The organism is uncultured Faecalicoccus sp., from assembly GCF_944325745.1.
Lineage (GTDB): Bacteria > Bacillota_I > Bacilli_A > Erysipelotrichales > Erysipelotrichaceae > Faecalicoccus.
On the sequence record NZ_CALVBG010000080.1, the window covers coordinates 1 to 4,231 of the forward strand.

At 41.2% G+C, this 4,231-nt stretch carries 4 protein-coding genes; all 4 read right to left on the reverse strand.

Going from position 1 to position 4,231, the window contains the following annotated elements:
* On the reverse strand, positions 1-469 hold a 469-nt coding region (locus Q0J48_RS06595; RefSeq protein ID WP_296242700.1), incomplete at its 3' end, for an ATP-binding cassette domain-containing protein.
* Between the two features lie 3 nt (positions 470-472).
* Positions 473-1,417, reverse strand: a complete 945-nt coding sequence (locus Q0J48_RS06600) for an ABC transporter permease (RefSeq protein WP_296242701.1) — start codon at positions 1,415-1,417, stop codon at positions 473-475.
* Positions 1,418-1,419: 2 nt separating this feature from the next.
* Entirely contained in the window at positions 1,420-2,364 is a 945-nt protein-coding gene (locus tag Q0J48_RS06605) for an ABC transporter permease (RefSeq protein WP_296242702.1), read from the reverse strand.
* 84 nt (positions 2,365-2,448) lie between these two features.
* The gene (locus Q0J48_RS06610; protein ID WP_296242703.1) at positions 2,449-4,077 is read right to left on the reverse strand and encodes a peptide ABC transporter substrate-binding protein; all 1,629 of its coding nucleotides are present in this window, start codon (positions 4,075-4,077) and stop codon (positions 2,449-2,451) included.
* Between the last annotated feature and the right edge of the window lie 154 nt (positions 4,078-4,231).

The following is a 4,231-nucleotide window of genomic DNA, read 5'->3' on the forward strand; positions in this document are numbered from 1 at the left end:
TGATGCCGACCAGTTCCAAGAGCTCAAGAGCTTTTTCGTAAGCTTCTTTTTTCGTACGTTTATAATGATAGATCATCGGTTCCATGATTTGTTTTCCAATGGTCATCGTCGGATTCAAAGAAGTCATAGGATCTTGGAAAACCATAGCGATCTTACGCCCGCGGATCTCAGACTGTAATTCTTTTTCAGAAAGCTGACAAATATCGACCGTTTTCGGTTCTCCTGTATATTCGTCGTTCCAGTGATACTCGATCATCCCGGAATCAATTTGTCCATTGTTTGCCAAAAGACCCATAATGGCTTTTGTCGTAACGGATTTTCCGGAACCAGATTCCCCTACGATTGCGATCGTTTCCCCTTTATAAAGATCCAGGTTTACACCGCGTACGGCTTTTACCGTTCCTCCGCTTGTCTTAAAGGAGATATTTAAATTTCTAATTTTTAAAATTCTTTCTCTTTGTTGTTCCATATCTTACATCTCCTTCATCGTAGGATCCAGAGCATCACGAAGACCATCTCCTACCAGGTTAAAGCTCAACATCAGAATAGAGAACACAATAACAGGAATCGTCATCTGATAAGGAGTAATGGTCAAGGTATTAAAACCATCATTGATCAATGTACCCAAACTGGCTTCTGGAATCGGCAGACCCAATCCGACAAAAGACAAGTAGGCTTCATAGAAGATCGCATTCGGAATAGACATCATGACCATGATGATCATCTGCGAATAAATGTTGGGTAAGATTTCTTTAAAGATGATAAAGAAACTGCTGGCACCCAGAGTTCGCGATGCCAAAACAAATTCTTCCTCTTTGGTCTTGAGAACTTGTGCTCGCGTGATGCGGGACATCCCGATCCATTCCGTAAAAGCTAAAGCTAAAATAATCGTAAATAGATTAGACTGCATGACCATCAACAAAATCGTCAACACAACCAAAGTAGGAATGGAGTTGATGACTTCCTGGATACGCTGCATGACAGAATCTACTTTTCCACCAAAGTATCCAGAAATCATTCCATAAGTCACACCGATCACAACATCGATCAAAATGGCCATCACGGCAACAAACAAGGAAATCCGCGTTCCCTGCCACAAACGCACCCAAAGATCACGTCCATAAGTATCGGTACCAAACCAATGTTCGGCATTCGGAGCAATATTTTGTAGCGCCGTATTGATATCATCGTATTTCCAGCTCGATAACATCGGAGCAAAGATGGCAAACAAAGTAATGATCACGATACAGATCAAACCTATGACGGCACCCTTGTTTCGCAAAAATAAATTAATCGAATCTTTCCAGGCAGGACGAGCCGGCATGACTTGCTCAACTTCCAAAGCATGGCGGTGTTGTGCCAGCTGGAAATCGTCAGGCTGAAATTGATAATTTTTCAAAGCTTCACTCTGGGTCATACTCATTCATCCTTTCCTAAACGGATACGCGGATCAATAATTCCATAAGAGACATCGATCACGAGCATCATGATAATATACATAGCGGCATACAGGAACGAACAAGCCAGGATGACGTTGTAGTCTGAAGCCTGAATACTATTGATCAACAGAAGTCCTAAGCCAGGTACAGAACAGATTTTTTCCACAACCATCGTACCCGTCATCAAGTTAACCAAAATCGGACCTAAGATCGTGACAATCGGAATCAAGGTATTACGTAAAGCGTGTTTAAAAATGATATCCTTTTGAGACAATCCTTTCGCCTTTGCCAACATGATGTAATCGGAATTTAAAACCGAGATCATTTCTGTTCGTGTGAAACGGGCAACATTGGCAATGACACTCACAGACAAAGCCAAGATCGGCATGATTGCCGAATAAATAGGCTGGCTGGAACTATACATCGTTGGTAAAATATGCAGATTCGTTCCAAAAATGATCAAGATCAGCATAGCGAATACAAAGGATGGAATAGAAACACCGATAACCGAAAGCACGGTCGCCAAAGTATCCCAAATCGTATTTTTCTTCAGCGCAGCAACAACTCCTAATAAAATTCCGACCAAAGTTCCTAAGATACAAGCACTGAGACCCAGGAAGAAAGAAATAGGAGCACGTGTAGCAACAAGTGAAGAAACTTGCATGTCACGATATAAGTTCATAGAGACACCAAAATCACCGGTCAACATTCCACTTACGTATTTTACAAATTGTTGCGGTATCGGTAAATCCAAGCCATAGCTAGCTTCAATCGCCGCACGCTGGGCTTCGCTCAAATGTTCATTGTTGATCGGCGAACCCGGTAAGAATCGAACCATACAGAACAAGACAACCAGGATCACGAACAATGTCACTGCTGAAATAGCCAGACGTCTAAGAATATACCGTATTGTAGATTTAGACATCGAAATCCTCCTTCTAAAAAATAAACACAACACAGTGATGAGCTGTATTGTGTTTATGATAAATTCAACTCAAGATTAGATTAATTAACCTTCAATATCAACGTATGTGAATGTGTAAGGAACACCTACCGGTTTTTGTACCAGTCCCTTTACAGCCGTGTTTTTCAAAGCTGAAGTTCCTTTTTCAAAGACAGGGATATTGGCGTAATCACTCATGGCGATACCTTCTGCTTCGACCATCATCTGCCAACGAGCATCCAGATCCGTTTCTGTAGCGATCTGATTCATCAAAGCATCGTAATCCGCATTTGTCCAGTCACCATAGTTGTTAGAGTTTCCAGTAATCATTAAGTTCAAATAAGTTGTTGGATCACTGTAGTCTGGACCCCAGCGAGTACATGCAAGGTCAAAGTCACGGTTAGCTTGTTTTGTATAGATACGGTCTTGTTTTGTAGTAGCAACCATTTCAATGTTCAAGCCTTCCAATTTAGAGAATGCATTTTGTAGATACGTTGCCATTGTATCCATTGGGCTTTCATCTGTACCATACAACAGACGCAATGTTACAGAATCTTTACCTAATTCAGCCAATGCCTGATCTAAGGCAGCCTGTGCTTCTTCTACATTATATTCTGTATAATCGGCAGCATCATCACGGAAATCTTGTCCTTCAGGACCAATAGATAACTGAGCAGGGATAAATCCATCTGCTTCTTTAGAACCGTCTTTTAATACATTGCTTGTGAAGTCTTCACGGTTGATGGATAAAGACAAAGCTTTACGCAAATTCTGGTTCTGCAGATCTGCATTATTGAAGTTTACCTGAATATAGAACAAATAACCTTCGTTGAAAGAAATGAAGCTTTCATCATCTTTATACTGATCAACAAGATCCGAGTTGATTGGAGCGTAATCATTGATTCCACTCTCGAAGTTCTGAGCGGCAACAGCTGGTTCCTGTACTAAGTTCATAACCAAGCTGTCCAATTTAACCGCATCGGCATTCCAGTAATCTTCGTTTTTAGAGAATGTCGCAGTTGAACCTGGTTCCCAAGTATCCATAACAAAGGCACCGTTTGACAAAATAGCTTCTGGGCTCTTTGCATAATTGCTTCCCTGTTCTTCACAGAATTCTTCATTGATTGGATAGTAGCAAGGGAATGTCATCAGCTCTTCAAAGTAAGCAACTGGAGTTGTCAGTTTGACTTCCAAAGTCTTGTCATCAACGGCCTTGACACCTAAAGTATCAAGATCTTCATCCGTTAATTCGTCTCCGTTTTCGGTTTTTGCCATCAATTCATCAGCGCCGACGATCGAAGCACCACCGGTTCCCATCATGTACGCGTAGTTACCAACGTTTTTGATGATACGCTGCCATGCGTAAACAAAGTCATTTGCGGTTACTTCCGTACCGTTAGACCATTTGGCATCACGTAATTTGAATGTGTGAGTCAATCCGTCATCGCTGACTGTATGATCTTCAGCGATTGCATAGGTGATCTCACCATTTTCATCCAATCCCATCAAACCATCGATTACGGCATGCATGGCATTGAAACTCATTCCATCATCTGCATCGCAAGAATCTAGGTTTTTGATATCCAGCTCGCTGGCAAACGTAAATGTTTTGCCGCCTCCGCCAGAACCAGATCCACATGCAGCTAATGAGACAGCCATAACGAATGCCGCCAGAATAGATAATAGCTTTTTCATATCGAACCCTCCTGTTATATGTGTTCATTCCTTGAACATATGTATCAGTTTAATACACACCTTTTCATTTTGCAAGCAGTTTTCATATTTTTTTCAATGTTGAAATCATTTTCATGAAATTTTCAATGGATCACTAATAAAACAAGCAACTTCA

Coding starts and splice junctions, on each gene's coding strand:
- Q0J48_RS06600 (WP_296242701.1), bottom strand. CDS start 1,417: ATGACCCAGAGTGAAGCTTTGAAAAATTATCAATTTCAGCCTGACGAT.
- Q0J48_RS06605 (WP_296242702.1), bottom strand. CDS start 2,364: ATGTCTAAATCTACAATACGGTATATTCTTAGACGTCTGGCTATTTCA.
- Q0J48_RS06610 (WP_296242703.1), bottom strand. CDS start 4,077: ATGAAAAAGCTATTATCTATTCTGGCGGCATTCGTTATGGCTGTCTCA.